The organism is Polynucleobacter sp. Nonnen-W13 (genome assembly GCF_018881735.1).
Taxonomy (GTDB): domain Bacteria; phylum Pseudomonadota; class Gammaproteobacteria; order Burkholderiales; family Burkholderiaceae; genus Polynucleobacter.
In genome coordinates this window covers 138,292-156,682 of sequence record NZ_JACVPU010000002.1, presented here as the reverse complement: position 1 = coordinate 156,682, position 18,391 = coordinate 138,292, and the positions used below count along the sequence as shown (strand labels likewise).

17 protein-coding genes and 1 pseudogene are annotated in these 18,391 nt (G+C 47.5%); 17 read left to right on the top strand and 1 reads right to left on the bottom strand.

Annotation, left to right across the window (positions count from 1 at the left end):
* The first annotated feature begins 7 nt into the window (after nucleotides 1-7).
* The 5 genes and pseudogenes from surE to rlmD all read left to right on the top strand — a co-directional run bounded on the left by surE (nucleotide 8) and on the right by rlmD (nucleotide 4,501).
* Nucleotides 8-802: a 5'/3'-nucleotidase SurE gene (gene surE, locus ICN27_RS06075; RefSeq protein WP_216269366.1), complete on the top strand. Its 795-nt coding sequence runs from the start codon at nucleotides 8-10 to the stop codon at nucleotides 800-802.
* A gap of 29 nt (nucleotides 803-831) precedes the next feature.
* A pseudogene (locus ICN27_RS06070) lies at nucleotides 832-1,455 on the top strand (protein-L-isoaspartate(D-aspartate) O-methyltransferase); the annotation flags it as partial.
* Nucleotides 1,456-1,463: 8 nt separating this feature from the next.
* Nucleotides 1,464-2,228 carry a peptidoglycan DD-metalloendopeptidase family protein gene (locus tag ICN27_RS06065; RefSeq protein WP_215307417.1) on the top strand — a complete coding sequence of 255 codons (765 nt, stop codon included), beginning with the start codon at nucleotides 1,464-1,466 and terminating at the stop codon, nucleotides 2,226-2,228.
* A gap of 31 nt (nucleotides 2,229-2,259) precedes the next feature.
* Complete coding sequence (locus ICN27_RS06060) at nucleotides 2,260-3,081, top strand: 3'-5' exonuclease (RefSeq protein WP_216269365.1); 822 nt, start codon at nucleotides 2,260-2,262, stop codon at nucleotides 3,079-3,081.
* Nucleotides 3,074-4,501, top strand: a complete 1,428-nt coding sequence (rlmD, locus tag ICN27_RS06055; protein WP_216269364.1) for a 23S rRNA (uracil(1939)-C(5))-methyltransferase RlmD — start codon at nucleotides 3,074-3,076, stop codon at nucleotides 4,499-4,501. Before ICN27_RS06060 ends, rlmD begins: the two co-directional genes overlap by 8 nt.
* 74 nt (nucleotides 4,502-4,575) lie before the next feature.
* On the opposite strand, the gene ICN27_RS06050 is transcribed toward rlmD, so the two are convergent.
* On the bottom strand, nucleotides 4,576-5,277 hold the full coding sequence (locus tag ICN27_RS06050; protein ID WP_215307409.1) for a Bax inhibitor-1 family protein: 702 nt from the start codon (nucleotides 5,275-5,277) through the stop codon (nucleotides 4,576-4,578).
* 293 nt (nucleotides 5,278-5,570) lie between these two features.
* Between ICN27_RS06050 and ndk the strand changes: the two genes are divergently transcribed.
* The 12 genes from ndk (at nucleotide 5,571) to ICN27_RS05990 (ending at nucleotide 18,350) form a co-directional block, all read left to right on the top strand.
* Nucleotides 5,571-5,996: a nucleoside-diphosphate kinase gene (ndk, locus tag ICN27_RS06045; RefSeq protein ID WP_215307408.1), complete on the top strand. Its 426-nt coding sequence runs from the start codon at nucleotides 5,571-5,573 to the stop codon at nucleotides 5,994-5,996.
* A gap of 91 nt (nucleotides 5,997-6,087) precedes the next feature.
* On the top strand, nucleotides 6,088-7,281 hold the full coding sequence (gene rlmN / locus ICN27_RS06040) for a 23S rRNA (adenine(2503)-C(2))-methyltransferase RlmN (RefSeq protein WP_216269704.1): 1,194 nt from the start codon (nucleotides 6,088-6,090) through the stop codon (nucleotides 7,279-7,281).
* A gap of 18 nt (nucleotides 7,282-7,299) precedes the next feature.
* On the top strand, nucleotides 7,300-8,568 hold the full coding sequence (gene ispG / locus ICN27_RS06035) for a flavodoxin-dependent (E)-4-hydroxy-3-methylbut-2-enyl-diphosphate synthase (protein WP_216269363.1): 1,269 nt from the start codon (nucleotides 7,300-7,302) through the stop codon (nucleotides 8,566-8,568).
* A gap of 30 nt (nucleotides 8,569-8,598) precedes the next feature.
* The gene (gene hisS / locus ICN27_RS06030) at nucleotides 8,599-9,927 is read left to right on the top strand and encodes a histidine--tRNA ligase (RefSeq protein ID WP_216269362.1); all 1,329 of its coding nucleotides are present in this window, start codon (nucleotides 8,599-8,601) and stop codon (nucleotides 9,925-9,927) included.
* Nucleotides 9,928-9,974: 47 nt separating this feature from the next.
* Nucleotides 9,975-10,634: a tetratricopeptide repeat protein gene (locus ICN27_RS06025; RefSeq protein WP_216269361.1), complete on the top strand. Its 660-nt coding sequence runs from the start codon at nucleotides 9,975-9,977 to the stop codon at nucleotides 10,632-10,634.
* Entirely contained in the window at nucleotides 10,634-11,788 is a 1,155-nt protein-coding gene (gene bamB, locus ICN27_RS06020) for an outer membrane protein assembly factor BamB (RefSeq protein ID WP_216269360.1), read from the top strand. The genes ICN27_RS06025 and bamB overlap by 1 nt, the downstream gene beginning before the upstream one ends.
* Nucleotides 11,785-13,149 (top strand): ribosome biogenesis GTPase Der, encoded by a 1,365-nt coding sequence (gene der, locus ICN27_RS06015; RefSeq protein ID WP_216269359.1) that lies wholly within the window; start codon nucleotides 11,785-11,787, stop codon nucleotides 13,147-13,149. The genes bamB and der overlap by 4 nt, the downstream gene beginning before the upstream one ends.
* A gap of 178 nt (nucleotides 13,150-13,327) precedes the next feature.
* Complete coding sequence (gene hfq / locus ICN27_RS06010; RefSeq protein ID WP_114653200.1) at nucleotides 13,328-13,570, top strand: RNA chaperone Hfq; 243 nt, start codon at nucleotides 13,328-13,330, stop codon at nucleotides 13,568-13,570.
* Nucleotides 13,571-13,598: 28 nt separating this feature from the next.
* Nucleotides 13,599-14,804 (top strand): GTPase HflX, encoded by a 1,206-nt coding sequence (gene hflX / locus ICN27_RS06005; protein ID WP_216269703.1) that lies wholly within the window; start codon nucleotides 13,599-13,601, stop codon nucleotides 14,802-14,804.
* Nucleotides 14,797-16,296: an FtsH protease activity modulator HflK gene (hflK, locus tag ICN27_RS06000; protein WP_215307396.1), complete on the top strand. Its 1,500-nt coding sequence runs from the start codon at nucleotides 14,797-14,799 to the stop codon at nucleotides 16,294-16,296. Before hflX ends, hflK begins: the two co-directional genes overlap by 8 nt.
* The gene (gene hflC, locus ICN27_RS05995; protein WP_216269358.1) at nucleotides 16,296-17,168 is read left to right on the top strand and encodes a protease modulator HflC; all 873 of its coding nucleotides are present in this window, start codon (nucleotides 16,296-16,298) and stop codon (nucleotides 17,166-17,168) included. The genes hflK and hflC overlap by 1 nt, the downstream gene beginning before the upstream one ends.
* An 18-nt stretch (nucleotides 17,169-17,186) precedes the next feature.
* Nucleotides 17,187-18,350 (top strand): ATP phosphoribosyltransferase regulatory subunit, encoded by a 1,164-nt coding sequence (locus ICN27_RS05990; RefSeq protein ID WP_216269357.1) that lies wholly within the window; start codon nucleotides 17,187-17,189, stop codon nucleotides 18,348-18,350.
* Nucleotides 18,351-18,391: the final 41 nt, after the last annotated feature.

Here is an 18,391-nt window from a genome sequence, read left to right as displayed (position 1 = left end):
GATATTGATGAGTGAAAACACAAAACAGCCACATATTCTGATTTCAAATGATGATGGCTATCTTGCGCCTGGTCTTTTAGCTTTGGTCAACGCCATTCGCCCATTAGGTCGAGTTACAGTAATTGCTCCTGAGCAAAATCACAGTGGCGCATCAAACTCGTTAACACTCTCACGACCACTATCAATTCATCGGGTGGCAGGTGGTGAGCGTGATGGCTTCCTATTTATTAATGGCACGCCGACCGATTGTGTGCATATCGCCATGACGGGTTTCTTGGATGAGAAGCCAGACTTGGTAGTTTCTGGTATCAATCAAGGCGAGAACATGGGTGAAGATACCCTGTACTCGGGCACTGTAGCTGCCGCAGTAGAAGGTGTGATGTTTGGTGTTCCAGGAATTGCCTTTTCACAAATCGATAAGGGCTGGAACCGGATTGAAGATGCCGCCAAAGCAGCGCACGATATCGTCGCGCAAACCCTGGCATCCAATGTGACCCACACCGATGGCGCCGCTACCTTACTCAACGTCAACATTCCGAATCGCCCCTATGCCGACCTTAATCGCTGGCGTGTGACGCGCTTAGGTAATCGCCATCACTCGCAACCGGTAGTGGTGCAAAAAAGTCCACGTGGTGATGATATTTATTGGATTGGTGCAGCAGGACATGCCAAAGACAGCTCTGAAGGTACAGACTTTCATGCCATTGATGAGGGGTGCATCTCCATCACGCCGATGCAATTAGATTTAACGCATCATGCGCGCTTGGCTGCCATGCGGGCTAACGGCTGGACACGCGGTTGAAGTCAGCGGCAGAACGTAACGCTGGCCATCGGCAAGCTTTAGCAGCCAAAGTTCTTGCTGCTGGAGTGAAGCACGGCAAAACCTTAGAGGCCATTGCTACCGTCCCGCGCCATGCATTTATGGATGCAGGTATGCATCCTCAAGCCTACGAAGATACCGCTTTACCAATCGGTCACTCGCAAACGATTTCCAAGCCATCGGTAGTGGCACGCATGATTGAGCTTTTGCATAAGCCCAAGCAATCTTTAGGAAAAGTATTGGAGATTGGTACTGGCTGTGGATACCAGGCAGCCGTTCTCAGTTTGTTATCGGATGAGGTGTATTCAATCGAGCGTATTCGTCCATTACACGATATGGCAAGAGAGAGGTTGCGACCTTTCCGGATTAAAAACCTACGCCTCATTTATGGGGATGGTATCCTGGGTTTGCCTCAAGCAGCCCCTTTTGATGGAATCATTCTGGCAGCTGCAGGTTTAGGTATTCCAGACGCCTTATTGGATCAATTGGCCATTGGCGGACGCCTAGTGGCCCCGGTTGCCAAGAATGAGAAAGAACAGCAATTGATCATGGTTGAGCGGATGAGCTCCCAGCGCTATCAAAGAACCGTTCTGGACGAGGTCTTTTTTGTCCCCTTACAATCAGGGGTAGTATGAAAATTCCTATGAATCTCCCATCTAAATACCTCCTACTGATACTGGCAATCACTTCTTTGCTGCTCAATGTCGGTTGCTCAACTACCCCGAGAGCTAAGCCAGCGACTGTGGTAGATCGTAGCGGTGGCGGTGGCAGCAGTGAGCCAACTCCTCCAGGCTACTATCGCGTTAAACGCGGTGATACCTTGGCGAGGATTGCATTAGATAACGGTCAGTCTCCACGCGATTTAGTGCAGTGGAATAATTTATCGAACCCAAACTTAATTGAAGTAGATGAGCTCATTTTGGTAAGGCCGCCAGCCAATAGCAAAATGACTGTGAAGCCAATTCCGAAAACAGCTGGCGATACTCCCAAAACCGATGCGCCAAAAGTAGATGCTGCCAAAGAAGTCCCTAAAGAAATCGTTGCTGAGCCGGGTATTCGTTTATCGTGGCCAGCTAAAGGTAAGGTCACAGATGATTTCAGTGAAAAGACCAAGGGTATTGATATTGCAGGTAAGTTAGGCGAGCCTGTAATGGCAGCTTCTGAAGGCAAGGTGGTTTACGCTGGCAACAGCTTGCGTGGCTACGGCAACCTGATCATCATCAAGCATGACAATACATATCTGACGGCCTATGCTCACAATCGCACACTCTTGGTGAAAGAGGGTGATTCAGTTAAGAAGGGTCAGAAGATTGCCGAGATGGGTGATACCGATGCGACTTCAGTCAAGCTCCACTTCGAATTACGCGTGAATGGCAAGCCTGTAAATCCAACGCCGTACTTGCAGTAATTGCTTTCAATCTATTGCTAGCGATTTAAGTATGGCAACCGTTCTCGTCTTCGATATTGAAACTATTCCTGATGTTGCAGGACTACGTCGCCTCAATGACTATCCGGATATGCTTTCAGATAGTGAAGTTGCTACAAAAGCGATGGCAGAGCGCGCCGAGAAAACCGGTAGCGAATTTCTCCCACTGTATTTACAGCGTATCTGCGCTATTTCCTGTGTCATTCGCAGAACCAGCAAAGACGGCTCACCTCAAATTAAGGTGGGAACCTTAGGCAGTGCGCAAGATGATGAAAAAGTATTGATTCAGACCTTCTTTGAGCTCATTGAAAAGTACACTCCCCAGTTAGTTTCGTGGAATGGCAGTGGTTTTGACTTGCCGGTACTGCATTACCGCGCATTAGCAAACCATGTGCAAGCCCCGCGGTATTGGGAGATGGGTGAGAGCCAAGAAAACGATAGCCGAGAATTTAAGTGGAACAACTACATCAGTCGTTATCACATGCGCCATTTAGATCTAATGGATCTCCTAGCTAAATTTAATGGTCGCGCCAACGCACCTCTCGATGGCCTAGCAAAACTTTGCGGTTTCCCAGGCAAGATGGGAATGGATGGCAGTCAAGTATGGCCTGCGTATCAAGAAGGCAGAATTGATGAGATTCGTCGCTATTGTGAAACTGATGTGGTTAATACCTATCTGATGTATTGCCGCTTTCAGCTACTGCGTGGTGGTTTCTCATTAGAAGAATACAAAGAAGAAATTGCTTTTGTAAAAGCGTATTTAGAGAAAGAGTCTAAAGAGCCACATGGTGAACAGTGGCAAGAATATCTCTTAGGCTTTACTCCGGATGCGTAGAGGAGAAAAGCCAGTCCACATTATTGTGACTGAGCCAGTCCGAGTTGATTCCCTTGATTTAGAAGCACAAGGGATTGCACGCTTGACACCTAACGAGGAAGAGCTTAATCAAGGTCAAAGCGGTAAGGTTGTCTTTATTCAAGGTGCCTTGCCAACTGAACTAGTCACTTACGTCATTACGCGTGACAAAGCTCGCTTTAGTAAAGCCAAAGTTCTCGATATCCTCAAGCCTGCCGTATTTAGAGCGGAGCCTAAGTGCAAAGCATTTGGCGTATGTGGTGGCTGCACTATGCAGCACTTAGATATTCGAGCGCAGGTAGCCATGAAGCAACGGGTACTCGAAGATGATCTCAAGCACATAGCAAAAGTGGCTCCTGAAGAGATTCTTCGTCCGATGGGTGGCCCTGCTTGGGAGTATCGTCATCGCGCACGCTTAAGCGCCGTCAATCGCTCGATTAAAAAAGGTACCGTACTGATTGGATTTCATGAAGGCAAGAGTGGCTATGTCGCTGATATGACTGCTTGCGAAATTTTACCTAAGCATGTATCTGATTTATTGCCAGAGATGCGTAAATTGGTGATGGGCTTATCGATTGTGGATCGTATGCCGCAAATCGAAATCGCTGTTGGTGAGCCCGAGGATCCCAATTCGGACGACCTTAAAAAAGCAAAGCCGGTCACTGCCTTGGTGTTTAGAAATCTCCTTCCACTTACACCAGCAGATGAACAGTTGCTCAGAGATTTTGCAGATGAGCATCAGGTCTGGATTTGGTTGCAGCCCAAAGGCATAGAAACTGTTGCGCCGTTCTACCCGCTAACAGGTAAGCTTTGTTATCGCTTACCTGAATTTGAAATCGAGATGCCCTTCAAGCCGGCGGATTTCACGCAAGTCAATCACATGATGAATCGTGCATTGGTCAGTAGGGCGATTCGTCTTTTAGATGTTCAGGCAAGTGATCGTGTACTCGACTTATTCTGTGGCATTGGTAACTTCACCTTACCGCTTGCAAGGCGAGCAAATACTGTCTTAGGTATTGAAGGCTTAGAAACTCTGACAGCTAGAGCTAAAGCCAATGCCGAACACAATCAACTGGCAGATAAAGTCAGTTTCATGCAAAGCAATTTGTTTGAAGTGATAACAGAAACGATTGCCTCATGGGGCAAAGCTGAGCGCTGGTTAATGGATCCGCCGCGCGAAGGTGCTATGGAAATATGCCAAGCCTTAGCCCAATTGCATGAGCAAGGCAGCGATCTACCACCACAACGTATTGTCTATGTCTCCTGTAATCCCAAAACTCTTGCTAGAGATACAGATATTTTGTGCCATCAAGCAGGCTACATTCTTAAGAGTGCAGGCATTGTAAATATGTTCCCCCATACCTCCCATGTGGAATCCATGGCGGTATTTGAAAGACCCTGACAACTTTGCAGCTAGTAATCGAGGTAAAGAAAAAGGCACCCTCAGGTGCCTTTTCTATTGAAGCATACCAATGCTTAATCTCTATTACCGCCCACAATACCCAAGAGTGCGAGCAAGTTTGTGAAGACGTTATACACATCTAGGTAGATAGCTAAAGTTGCCATCACGTAGTTGGTCTCACCACCGTTGATGATGCGCTGTACGTCAACCAAGATGAACGCTGAGAAGATCGCAATTGCGAGAACCATCACAGTGAGCATCAAGGCAGGTAGTTGCAACCAGATGTTGGCTAATGAAGCCACGATCAAGAGCAGTACACCTACCATCAACCACTTACCCATGCCTGAGAAGTCGCTCTTGCTCACAGTTGCAATGGATGCCATGACTGCAAAAATTGCAGCTGTACCACCAAAGGCCAGCATGATTAAGGTGGCGCCATTACTGTAGCTATTGAGGGTGTAGCCCACTAAGCCGGACATCATGATGCCCATAAAGAAGGTGAAACCCAGCAGTAGCAGAACGCCTGCTCCAGTGTCTTTGTTTTTCTCAATCGCCCAGAAGAAACCAAAAGCGATTGCCATGAAGACGATGAAGCCTAGAAAAGGACTGCCCGCCATAAAGTTCAGCCCAAAAGCAACGCCAAGCCATGCGCCAATGACAGTCGGAACCATCGACAGCGCCAAAAGGGCGTAAGTGTTGCGCAGTACGCGGTTGCGTACTTGAGGGGTGCTAATCGAGCCAGTTTGCCCAAAGCCGTAAGAGTTTAGATCGCTCATATTGACTCCTTTTTCATAGTGAATACATAAGCCCACAAGGGACTGTTGACAGTAAGTATAGACAAAATAGGGTAATTTCAAGCCCCCCCTGAAAAGGACTACAAATTGAAGGGTTATGCCCTGTAAATTCAATGGCTTAGACCCGCTCAGATCAGGGTAAATACGGTCAGCCGATGTATAATTTGGGGGTCGCCGAAATCCTGGCGCGTTGTAGGAAGTAGGGGAGAAGTTCTCTCTAGACCTAATTCAGCGCCAATTTGGCAAAATCTTTGAAATCACTATTGGAGTTTTACATGGCTATTGAACGCACCCTTTCTATCATCAAACCTGACGCTGTAGCAAAAAACGTCATTGGCAAGATCTATGACCGTTTCGAGTCTGCTGGTTTGAAGATTGTTGCGTCCAGAATGGCGCATTTGTCACAAGCTGAAGCCGAGCAGTTCTATGCCGTTCACTCAGCACGTCCTTTCTTCAAGGATTTAGTGAGCTTCATGATTTCTGGTCCTGTCATGATTCAGGTATTGGAAGGCGAAGGCGCAATTGCTAAGAACCGTGACTTGATGGGTGCTACCGATCCTAAGAAGGCAGATAAAGGCACTATCCGTGCTGATTTCGCTGACAGCATCGATGCAAACGCGGTTCATGGCTCTGATGCTCCTGAAACTGCAGCTGTCGAAGTTGCATTCTTCTTCGCTGGCATGAATGTTTTCAATCGTTAATTCACGATTGCTAACGAATAAGCTATTTCATACATAAGTAGTCGCATTGACCTCCCCGCGCGTAAATCTCTTAGATTTTGACGCTGACCAAATGGCAGCGTATGTCGCGGGGTTAAATGAAAAGCCCTTTAGGGCAAAGCAGCTCATGCAGTGGATACACCAACGTGGTGTTTCTGACATTAATGACATGAGTGATCTAGCAAAAAGCTTTAGAGCAACGCTGCTCGATAAGGCAGAAGTTCTTTCACTGCCAATCATGAAAGATGAGCATGCAGCCGATGGCACCCGGAAGTGGTTGCTTGATGTTGGCGCTGGAAATGCTGTCGAGTCTGTATTTATTCCTGAAGATGATCGTGGCACCTTGTGCATTTCATCTCAGGCTGGTTGTGCAGTCAATTGCCGTTTTTGCTCAACGGGGCATCAAGGCTTCTCACGCAATCTCACCGCTGGTGAAATCATTGGTCAACTCTGGTTTGCAGAACATTTACTCCGCACAGATCCAAATGCCGTTCGCCGTATTGAGAAATACCCGACTCCAGGTTGGGAGCACACGGGTCGTGTAATTTCGAACGTAGTGCTGATGGGTATGGGTGAGCCTTTGCTCAACTATGACAACGTGGTAACGGCTTTACGTTTGATGCTCGATGACAGAGCCTATGGTTTATCGCGTCGGCGTGTGACGCTCTCAACCTCTGGCGTAGTGCCGATGATTGATCGCTTGGCACAAGATTGCCCAGTCGCATTGGCGGTGTCATTGCATGCACCTAACGATAAGCTACGCGATCAACTCGTTCCACTCAATCAAAAGTATCCATTAAGAGAATTGCTTGCTGCGTGCGAACGGTATTTACCTTTTGCCCCAAGAGATTTCTTAACTTTTGAATACTGCATGCTCGATGGCGTTAATGACTCTGATATTCAGGCTAAGGAGTTAGTGCGTTTACTGGCAAACATCAAATGCAAAATCAATCTGATTCCATTTAATCCATTTCCAGAGTCTGGATTAAAACGCTCAACAGCGCAGCGCGTTCATGCCTTCGCCAGCATTTTGTTAGACGCTGGCATGGTCGCTACTGTTCGTAAAACCCGGGGTGATGATATTGCTGCAGCTTGTGGTCAATTAGCGGGTGATGTGGTTGATCGCACCAATGTGCGTGAGCGTGCCGTACATGACAAGCAGATGAATTTGGGTCAAGATGGCGATACTGATAGTCTTGATGATGAAGAAGAGCAAGAGTACCAAGCCGAGCACCCAGTGCAGTGGCTTAAAAGATTAGACGACTAATTTCATAAAAAGAGTCCTATGAGCGATACATCTAGCAATCCTGCAAAGCTGCCATTAGGCCCATTGCCAAAACGAGAAACACGTCAGGCAACAGTTGCCTGGAAAACCAACATCATTACGATTGGTGGTAACGCGCCTGTGCGCGTGCAATCGATGACCAATACCGATACTGCTGATGCAGTCGGTACCGCTATCCAGATTAAAGAGTTGGCTCGTGCTGGCTCAGAGATGGTTCGTATTACTGTGGATACACCAGCTGCAGCTGCAGCAGTGCCCTATATTCGTGAGCAGTTAGACAAGATGGATGTCTTAGTGCCATTGATCGGCGACTTCCACTACAACGGACACACCCTATTAAAAGACTATCCTGAGTGTGCGAAGGCTTTATCTAAGTATCGAATTAATCCCGGTAACGTAGGTAAGGGCGCTAAACGTGATCCGCAATTTGCCCAAATGATTGAAGCGGCCTGTACATACGACAAGCCAATTCGGATTGGTGTGAACTGGGGTAGCTTGGATCAAGACTTGTTAGCCAGCATCATGGATGCTAATGCAGCACTGCCAGTTCCCAAGACTGCGCAAGAGGTCATGATTGAAGCTTTGATTCAGTCAGCCTTGCAGTCTGCTGAAAAAGCGGTGGAGTTTGGTATGAATCCAAACCAAATTATTTTGTCTTGTAAAGTCAGTAACGTACAAGATCTGGTTGCGGTGTATCGCGATCTCTCTAATCGCTCAGATTACCCATTGCATTTGGGATTAACCGAAGCAGGCATGGGAAGCAAGGGTATTGTTTCCTCCACTGCGGCATTGGGTATCTTGTTGCAAGAGGGTATTGGCGACACCATTCGAGTTTCTTTAACGCCTGACCCAGGTGCGCCACGAGAGAATGAAATTATTGTGGCTCAGGAGATTTTACAAACTATGGGATTGCGTAATTTCACACCCATGGTGATTGCCTGTCCGGGTTGTGGCAGAACAACGAGCACCACCTTTCAAGAATTGGCCGCCAATATTCAATCCTACCTTCGTCAGCAAATGCCGGTGTGGAAAAAAACCCACCCGGGTGTTGAGGCAATGAATGTCGCTGTGATGGGTTGTATTGTCAATGGCCCCGGTGAGAGTAAGCATGCCAATATTGGTATCTCATTGCCAGGTACTGGCGAAACTCCAGCTGCACCTGTATTCGTGGATGGCATCAAAGTCAAAACCTTGCGTGGCGATAATATTGCTCAAGAGTTTCAGGTCATTGTCGATGAGTACGTGAAGCAAAATTACGCACCGAAATAACAATAAAAAAGAAATCCACCAAAGCACCTCATGACTGACCAGGCAAACCCAACTAAAGCGCAAAAGATTCAAAAAATCAATGGCGTACGCGGCATGAATGATCTCTTGCCAGCTGATGCTGCGCAGTGGACACATTTAGAACATGTTCTGCGTGACCTCACCCGTGCCTATGGATATGAATTCCTCCGCACTCCGATTGTTGAGGCCACTGCAGTATTTCAGCGCGGTATTGGTGAGGTAACCGACATTGTTGAAAAAGAGATGTATTCGTTTGAAGACCGACTGAATGGTGAACAGCTCACATTGCGTCCAGAAGGGACTGCTGCTTTAGTTCGCTCCGTGATTGAAAACAATCTTTTGTATGAAGGACCAAAGCGTCTTTGGTATACCGGACCGATGTTCCGTCACGAGCGTCCACAGCGTGGTCGCTATCGTCAGTTTCATCAATTTGGTATTGAAGCCTTAGGCTTTGCTGGTCCAGATATCGATGCGGAAATCATTTTGATGGGTCAACGTTTGTGGGACGAGCTTGGTTTGAAGGGTGTGCGTCTGGAGATTAATTCTTTAGGTCAAGCACCTGAGCGTGCCGAGCATCGCGCCGCCTTGGTAACGTACTTTGAGAAAAACAAAGATCAGCTCGATGAAGATTCTCAGCGCCGTTTATTAACGAATCCATTGCGTATCTTGGATTCTAAGAATCCAGCAATGCAAGAGTTGGTTGAAGGCGCACCCAAGTTATTGGATTTCTTAGGTGAAGAATCGCTCAAGCATTTTGAGGCGGTGCAAGCATTACTCAAGGCCAACAACATTCCTTGCAAAATCAATCCCCGCTTGGTACGTGGTTTGGATTATTACAACCTGACTGTTTTCGAGTGGATTACAGAAGAACTAGGGGCTCAAGGCACGATTGCTGGCGGCGGTCGCTATGATCCCTTGATTGAACGTATGGGTGGCAAAGCTGCTCCAGCCTGCGGTTGGGCAATGGGAATGGAGCGTGTCTTAGAGCTCATGAAGGTTTCTGGGTCTTTGCCAGAAGCACAGGCTCAATGCGATGCTTTTGTTATTCATCAAGGGGGTGAGACTTTAACTTCCGCCATGATCATTGCTGAGCGCCTACGTAATGCGGGCATCGATGCCATCCTGTTTTGCCCTCCCGATGGTCAGGCTGCTAGCTTTAAGTCGCAAATGAAGAAAGCGGATGCGAGTGGGGCAGCCTATGCTGTCATCATTGGCCCAGATGAGTTGGCTAAGAATGAGGCTCAACTCAAAGATTTGCGTAGTACTGGTGAACAGAAGGCAGTTGCCCTCGACAGCGTTGTAGAGGCGGTAATTGACGCCATAGTAGGCGCCACCGAATAGAATGAAGCCATTGATGATTAATACTGTATTTATTTGCTTGGATTGACATGCCTTTAGACCTAGAAGAACAAGAACAATTAGATCAACTTAAAGCGTTTTGGCAAAAGTATCGCAACCTGATCACTGCTGTGGTGACAGCTGCCTTATTTGCCTATGCAGGCTATAACGGATATCAATGGTGGCGGACTAGCCAAGCTGCAGCGGCATCCCAGTTATACGAGACTATGGTTACTGCGATTAACAAGGGTGATAAAGATCAAACTTTACGTGCCGCTGATGATTTGCAAAAACAGTTCTCTGGAACTCCCTATGCGGCAATGTCTAGTTTAGTGGCTGCCAAGATTGCCTCTGATGCGGGTGACGTAGTAAAAGCGATGGATTATTTGCGCTGGGCTACGAAGAATGCCTCTGATCAAGGATATTTAGCCTTAGCTAAATTACGCCTAACTGCACAATTAATTGAGCTTGGTACAGAAAAAGATTTTGCAGAAGCGGATGCAATATTGAAAGAAAAACCGGTTTCAGGCTTTGAGCCTTTATGGTCAGAGCGCCGCGGCGATTGGTATTTGGCACAAAAGAATACGGCGGATGCACGCAAGAGTTATGAGGCTGCTTGGAAGCAGTTAAATGATGCAAAAGAATTCCCTGAAGAGGCGCGTCGTCTTTTGAAAGTTAAATTGGATGCCGTCGGAGGAGTAGCTCAGTGATGATGGATTGCAAACGCGTAGCAAAACTAGCAAGTACAGCTTTAGTACTAGGCTCTGTGGTGGCAGCCCTAGTAGCTTGTTCAGGCGGCTCGCGTGTACGCAAGCCTGCGGAGCTAGTTCCCGTTAGCAATCAATTTGACTTTGCTCCTGTATGGACAGCCAGCGTAGGTTCATCTGAGCCATTTAATTTTCATCCTGCAGTGACGGGTGATGCTGTTTATGCTGCCTCTCATCGTGGCAATCTCGCCAAGATTGATTTACGCACTGGTCAAAAAGTATGGGAAGTATCTGTACCAGATCGCCTATCGATTGGGCCTGGGTCGGATGGTCGTACTACCGCAGTAGTCACCACCAAAGGAACGGTCTATGCCTACGACGATACTGGCAAGGCTATTTGGAATGTGAGCGTTGGTAGCGAGGTTCTATCAGAGCCGGTGGTTGCTGGTGGCATAGTGATTATTCGAGCTTTGGATAATCGCTTTATTGGTTTTGATGCTCAGACCGGTGTGCGCAAGTGGACTTATCAGCGCCAACAATCCGCTCTTTCATTGCGCGTTGGTTACGGCATGCTCGCCATTGGTAATGAAGTGATTGTGACTGGGTTTTCTGGTGGTCGCTTTGGCATGATTGCGATTGCGAATGGCGGTCTAGTTTGGGAAACCCCGGTTTCATTTCCAAAGGGATTTTCTGAAATTGAGCGGCTCAATGACGTGACAGCTAAGCCGAGCATGGAAGGCGAAATCATTTGCGCAGTCTCTTATCAGGGCCGTATAGGTTGTGGTCAAGCGCGTACCGGTAATTTACTGTGGTTCAAAGATTACTCAAGCTATACCGGCACAGCGCAAAGTCCGGATTTGGTTTTCTCCTCAAATGAGAAATCGCATGTTACCGCCTTTGCCGTAAAGGACGGTTCACAATTTTGGGAAAATACGCAACTGACATTTAGAGATGTCGGCGAGCCAATGGCGGTTGGCAAGGTTTTACTCCTTGGTGATGCACAAGGTTATGTGCATGCACTCTCACAAGCAAATGGTGAAATGCTGGCACGCATTCGTCATGACAGTAGTCCCATCACAGCCGCACCGATTGCGGTGAATGGCCTCATCTTGGTTCAGTCTCAAGGTGGAAAAATAGCGGCGTACAGTCCAAAATGAATCCAGTAATTACTATTGTCGGTCGTCCTAACGTTGGTAAATCGACTCTCTTTAATCGCTTAACGCGTTCACGCGATGCTTTGGTTGCTGACTTCTCAGGTCTGACCCGTGACCGTCACTACGGCAAAGGCCGGATTGGCGAACGCGCATTTATTTGCGTAGACACCGGTGGTTTTGAGCCTGTAGCCAAGACCGGCATTGTTGCCGAAATGGCAAAGCAAACCAAACAAGCTGTTGCTGAATCCGACATTGTGATTTTCTTGGTGGATGGCCGTTTAGGTATGGCTCCACAAGATCGCGTGATTGCCGATTTCTTGCGCAAGACTGGTAGGCCGATCATCTTGGCGGTGAACAAAACTGAAGGTATGCAGTCTGGCGTGGTCACCGCAGACTTTCATGAACTGGGTTTAGGCGAGCCATTCCCGATCTCATCAGCGCACGGTGATGGTGTACGTGGTTTGATTGATGACGCTTTAGATTCTCTAGGTATTCCAGAGCCAGAACCAGAAGAGCAAGAAAACGATCCCAATCGTCCCATGAAGATTGCGGTGGTGGGCCGTCCTAACGTTGGTAAATCCACCCTGATCAATAAATTGATCGGTGAAGAGCGTGTGATCGCATTTGATATGCCAGGCACTACCCGTGATGCCATTGAAGTGCCGTTTGAGCGCAATGGTAAGCCTTATATCCTCGTAGATACTGCAGGTTTGCGCCGTCGTGGAAAAGTATTTGAAGCGATTGAGAAATTTTCAGTTGTTAAAACATTACAAGCGATTGCAGATTGCAATGTGGTTATTCTGATGCTCGATGCTCAACAGGATATTTCTGAGCAAGACGCCCATATCGCTGGATTTATTGTCGAGGCAGGACGTGCATTAGTCGTGGCCGTGAATAAGTGGGATGGTCTGGACACTTACGTCAAAGAACGCGCGCGTTTAGAGATTGCTCAAAAATTACGTTTCCTCGATTTTGCAAACGTACATCCGATCTCTGCTAAAAAGGGTACCGGCCTCAAAGAGCTATTTAAAGATGTTGATCTAGCTTATGCAGCAGCGATGGCGAAATTGCCAACTCCGAAACTGACTCGCATTTTGCAGGAGGCTATTGAGCACCAACAGCCTAAGCGTGTCGGCATGGGTCGTCCAAAATTACGCTATGCCCACCAGGGCGGTATGAATCCCCCCATTGTGGTGATTCACGGAACCTCCTTGAGTGGTGTAACCGATAGCTATAAGCGCTACCTAGAAGGTCGCTTTAGAGAGGTCTTCAAGTTGCGGGGCACCCCTTTGCGCATTCAGATGAATACCGCTAAAAACCCTTATGTTGATGCGGACAAGGCTAAAAAAGGTAAAAAGAAGTAAAAAGATAACAATAGAGCTACAGTTTTAATTGTGTTCTAAGTGAGGGGCTTGTTTTTTTAAGTATCAGCCCCCTTATGTTGGAGATATACAGCCGTTTTAGCATCACCTAGTAATAGATCAATAGATAAAAAAGCAAGACTCCCAAAATAGCAGCAAAGAAAAACCATTAAGGAGCAGTATGAACAACAGCAAAATCCAATTACTACAGGATCCTTTCCTCAATGCCTTACGCAAAGAGCACGTTCCTGTCTCCATTTATCTTGTTAATGGCATTAAGCTGCAGGGCAATATTGAATCGTTCGATCAATACGTAGTCCTCTTGCGCAATACCGTAACGCAGATGGTCTACAAACACGCAATTTCTACCATTGTTCCTGCTCGCGCAGTGGAGTTCCGCACGGAAGAAGTTAGCTCTGTTTAAAACGGGTGTAGATGCGGCGCGTGCCGTTCTGGTTGGTGTCGACACAGGCCGTGAAGATTTTACGGACAGCATGGCAGAGCTCAGCCTGCTTGCGCAAAGTGCCGGCTCCATACCTATCACCAGTGTGATTGCCCGCAAGGGTAAAACGGATCCCGCTTTGTTTATTGGTTCAGGCAAGGCGAATGAAGTTAAAAAAGCGATGGAAGAGCATGGTGCAGAATTGGTGATCTTTAACCATCCGCTTTCCCCAACCCAGCAACGTAATTTAGAGCGCCATATTGGCTTTCATGTGATGGACCGAACTGGTCTGATTTTGGACATTTTTAGCCAAAGAGCGCAAAGTCATATCGGTAAAACGCAGGTCGAGTTAGCCCAGGTTCGCTACCGTATGTCTCGATTGGTACGTGCCTGGAGTCACCTAGAGCGTCAACGCGGTGGTATTGGTGTGCGGGGCGGTCCTGGTGAAACCCAGATGGAGTTAGATCGGCGGATGCTGGCAACTAAGGCTAAACGTCTAGAGACCGAGCTTGAGAAGCTTCAGCGCCAGCAGAGAACGCAAAGAAGAGCTCGTAATCGAAGGGACATTTTTTCAGTTTCGCTGGTGGGTTACACCAACGCTGGTAAATCCACTTTGTTTAATTCCCTTACAAAAGCAGGGACTTATGCGGCAGATCAGTTATTTGCAACCCTAGACACAACCTCCCGTAAAGTCCATTTAGACGGTGTGGGTTCAATTGTGGTTTCCGATACAGTGGGATTTATCCGAGAGTTACCGCATCAACTGGTGGAGGCATTCAGGGCAACCTTGGATGAAACCATTCATGCTGATCTGATTTTGCACGTGATTGACGCCTGTAGCCCAGTCGCAAGGGAGCAAAAGGCTGAAGTAGAAGCTGTTTTACGGGAAATCGGGGCTGATGATATCCCCCGAATCGAGGTCATGAACAAGATTGATCAGATGCCCCAGACTTTTACGGAAGGGGCGGTCCTAGTACGCGATGCCGAGGGAATTCCTAGCCAGGTTTTCCTCTCCGCCAAGACGGGCCTAGGCCTTGATTTATTGCGATCAGCCCTTGCTGAATGCTCTCAAATGACTGATAGAATAAGGGTCGAGCAGAATCGCGCCAAAGTTCAAATGGACCCAGACGAGTTTTTAGCTCCTTTACCAGAACGACCAGAAACTTCCGAATTTAATCCGATTCCTAACCGTAAGTACTCACCAAACGATGCGTAAATTTCTCGAACTATTTTCGGTCAATGATCCAGGCTGGGGTAACAGTCAACCTGGTAATGGATCTAAAGATGCCAAAGAAGGTCAAGGCTCTGATCAGGCTCCAAAAGTAGATCCTGCTAAGCCGGGGTCAGATAAGCCTGTTGAAGCTCAACCACAAAATCAGCCTGCGAGGCCAGATGGTCCTCCAGACTTGGATGAGTTATGGCGCGACTTTAATGATCGCCTGAGTGGTATTTTTGGCGGCAAGAAAAAGCCAGGCTCCACATCCAGTGCGCCAGGCAATAAGCCGAGCAGTACTGATATTCCTCCGCCATCACAGCGCGGTAATGGTGGTAACGGTGGTGGCGGCTTTAATGCGCCTAACTTTAATTTCACCAATCCCTTTGGATCTAAAGTCACGGTAATCATGGCTGCAGGCGGTGTCGTACTGCTGTGGATCTTTAGTGGCTTTTACATCATTCAAGAGGGCCAGTCGGGCGTGGTTACCACTTTTGGTAAGTATGCTTACACTGCTGGTCCTGGTATTAACTGGCGCATGCCTTGGCCTGTTCAGACCGAGCAAATCGTTAACGTCTCCGGTGTACGTTCTGTCGAGGTTGGCCGTTCTATTTTGATTAAAGCAACCAATCAAAAAGATACTTCCATGCTCACGGAAGACGAAAATATTATTGATGTGCGTTTCGCAGTGCAGTACCGCTTAAAAGATCCAACCGATTATTTGTTTAACAATCGCGATCCCGACACCACTGTGGTGCAAGCTGCAGAAACTGCAGTACGTGAAATTGTGGCGCGTAGCAAGATGGATACCGTTTTGTATGAAGGCCGTGAAAAGATTGCGATTGACTTGGCTGCCTCAATACAGAAGATTCTAGATAGCTATAAAACTGGTATTTACGTGACGAGCGTGACTGTTCAAAACGTTCAACCGCCTGAGCAAGTGCAGGCAGCATTCGATGATGCTGTTAAGGCTGGACAAGATCAGGAGCGACTCAAGAGTGAAGGTCAAGCATATGCGAACGACATCATTCCACGTGCCAAGGGTACAGCCGACCGACTCATTCAAGAGGCCGAAGGTTATAAGTCTAGAGTAGTTGCCACCGCAGAGGGTGATGCAAACCGCTTTAAGCAAGTGCTGACTGAGTACGCAAAAGCGCCAGGTGTGACACGTGATCGGATGTACATCGATAGCATGCGCGAGATGTACAACAACGTGTCTAAGGTATTAGTAGACACTACTAAGAGCAACAGCATGCTGTACTTGCCTCTAGATAAAATCATCGCCCAGGTAAGCGCGGAAAGCGCGCAAGTTGCTTCCGGTCAGGCGCCAACTTCAACGCCTACTGGATCTGTGACAGTGGGTGGTGCGACAGGTAATCCAGCGGCTCCATTTAGTAACAATACTGCTAGCCCCAGCCCCAGCAACACCTCAGGCATTGGCGCTTCCGATAAACGCGACGGCTTGAGAAACCGTGATAGAGGGGATGCAAGATAATGAACGCAAATCGTCTCTTAGCCGCCACTGCTGGCCTGATTGGCCTGTTCTATGTTCTGACTTCAAGTATTTTTGTGGTCGATCAGCGTAACTTTGCTGTGGTGTTTTCTTTTGGGCAAATCGTGCGCGTGATTGAGCAGCCTGGTCTGCAAGTGAAGTTCCCAGCACCCTTTGAAAACGTACGCTTCTTTGATCGTCGTATTTTGACAATTGACACTCCGGAAGCGGAGCGCTTTATCACCTCTGAGAAGAAAAATCTCTTGGTAGATTCTTATGTGAAGTGGCGTATTGTTGATCCCCGCAAGTTCTTTGTTAGCTTTAAAGGTGATGAACGTTTGGCGCAAGATCGCTTGACTCAATTAGTGCGCTCTGCCTTGAATGAAGAATTTACTAAGCGTACGGTCAGAGAGATTATTTCAGATCAACGTGAGCAAGTGATGCAGGGTATTCGTACAAAAGTAGCTGACGATGCCTCTGATATTGGCGTTGAAATTGTTGACGTTCGCCTCAAGCGAGTTGATCTATTGGCAGAAATCAGTGACTCCGTTTATAGGCGGATGGAAGCAGAGCGTAAACGCGTCGCTAACGAGCTACGCTCCACAGGTGCTGCAGAGTCAGACAAGATTCGAGCCAATGCAGAGCGTCAGCGTGACACGATTTTGGCTGAAGCCTATCGTGAAGCCCAAAAAATTAAGGGATCTGGTGATGCCACAGCTACTGCTTTGTATGCCGATGCGTTTGGACGTGACCCTCAGTTTGCACAGTTCTATCAAAGTCTTCAGGCCTACCGAAGCTCCTTTAAAGATAAGAAGGACGTGATGGTGCTTGAGCCTAACGGCGAATTCTTTAAATTCATGCACAAAAAAAATTAAGAGTGAATATTTCAAATCATGAATCGCTGGTTACTTCCTGAAGATATTGCTGATGTTTTGCCAGCCGAGGCTCGCAAGGTGGAGGCTCTGCGTCGCGCTATTCTGGATTTGTATCAGTCCTATGGCTATGAGTTAGTTGCCCCTCCTATATTGGAGTTCCTGGATTCTTTGCTCACTGGTACTGGTTCAGACCTTAATTTACAGACATTTAAATTGGTTGATCAGTTGTCTGGCCGTACATTAGGTCTACGTGCAGATATGACCCCGCAAGTTGCTCGTATTGATGCGCATTTACTCAATCGTAAAGGTGTAACACGGCTCTGCTATGCAGGATCTGTTGCTCATGCGCGCACACCAGTAGGCAGTTCCGCTCGCGAAGAATTACAAATTGGCGCAGAGATTTATGGATGCGCTACTTCGGAAGCCGATTTCGAGGCGATTACTTTATTGCTACAAACCTTACGTCTAGCTGGGCTGAATAAGGTATATCTTGATCTTTCGCATGCGGGTGTGCTGGAAGGAATTCTGGATGGACAAGTTAAAGAGAAGGGCGATGTTGAGGCTCTGTATAGCTTGCTCCAAAGTAAGGATCGACCACGTTTGGCTATCTGGGCTAAAGGACTACCAGCAAAATCTGCTCAAGCCTTAATGGCTCTCACTGAATTAAATGGCCCTTGCGCGCAAGTATTGGCTGGCGCTAGAAAGTCTTTGCCTAAACATCAATTGATTGATGAGGCTTTGGCGCAATTAGAAAATTTAGCTGCAACCACTGATGCACTTCCAGGAAATGTTGAGCTCAGTATCGATCTGGCGGATTTGCGTGGATATCAATATCACAGCGGTGTGATGTTCGCAGCTTATGTTGATCAGTTGCCGCAACCAATTGCTAGAGGTGGCAGATACGATCATGTCGGTCAAGCATTTGGACGCTCCCGTCCTGCGACTGGCTTTTCTATGGATTTATTGACTCTGGCTAACCTTGCCCCTGTAGCGCAAAAAAAGCCCGCTATCGTAGCGCCTTGGACTTTGGATTCCAGCCTAGCTAGCAAGATTAGCGAGTTGCGCAATGCCGGTGAAGTGGTCATTCAAGCGCTTGGCGGTGATGATGTAGAAACCGCTGAATATCATTGCGATCGTGAGTTGGTAAAGCAAGATAGCTCATGGGTAGTAAAAAAGAAGTAAAAGCTTTATTAACAACACACTAATTCTGTAATTACCTTTTG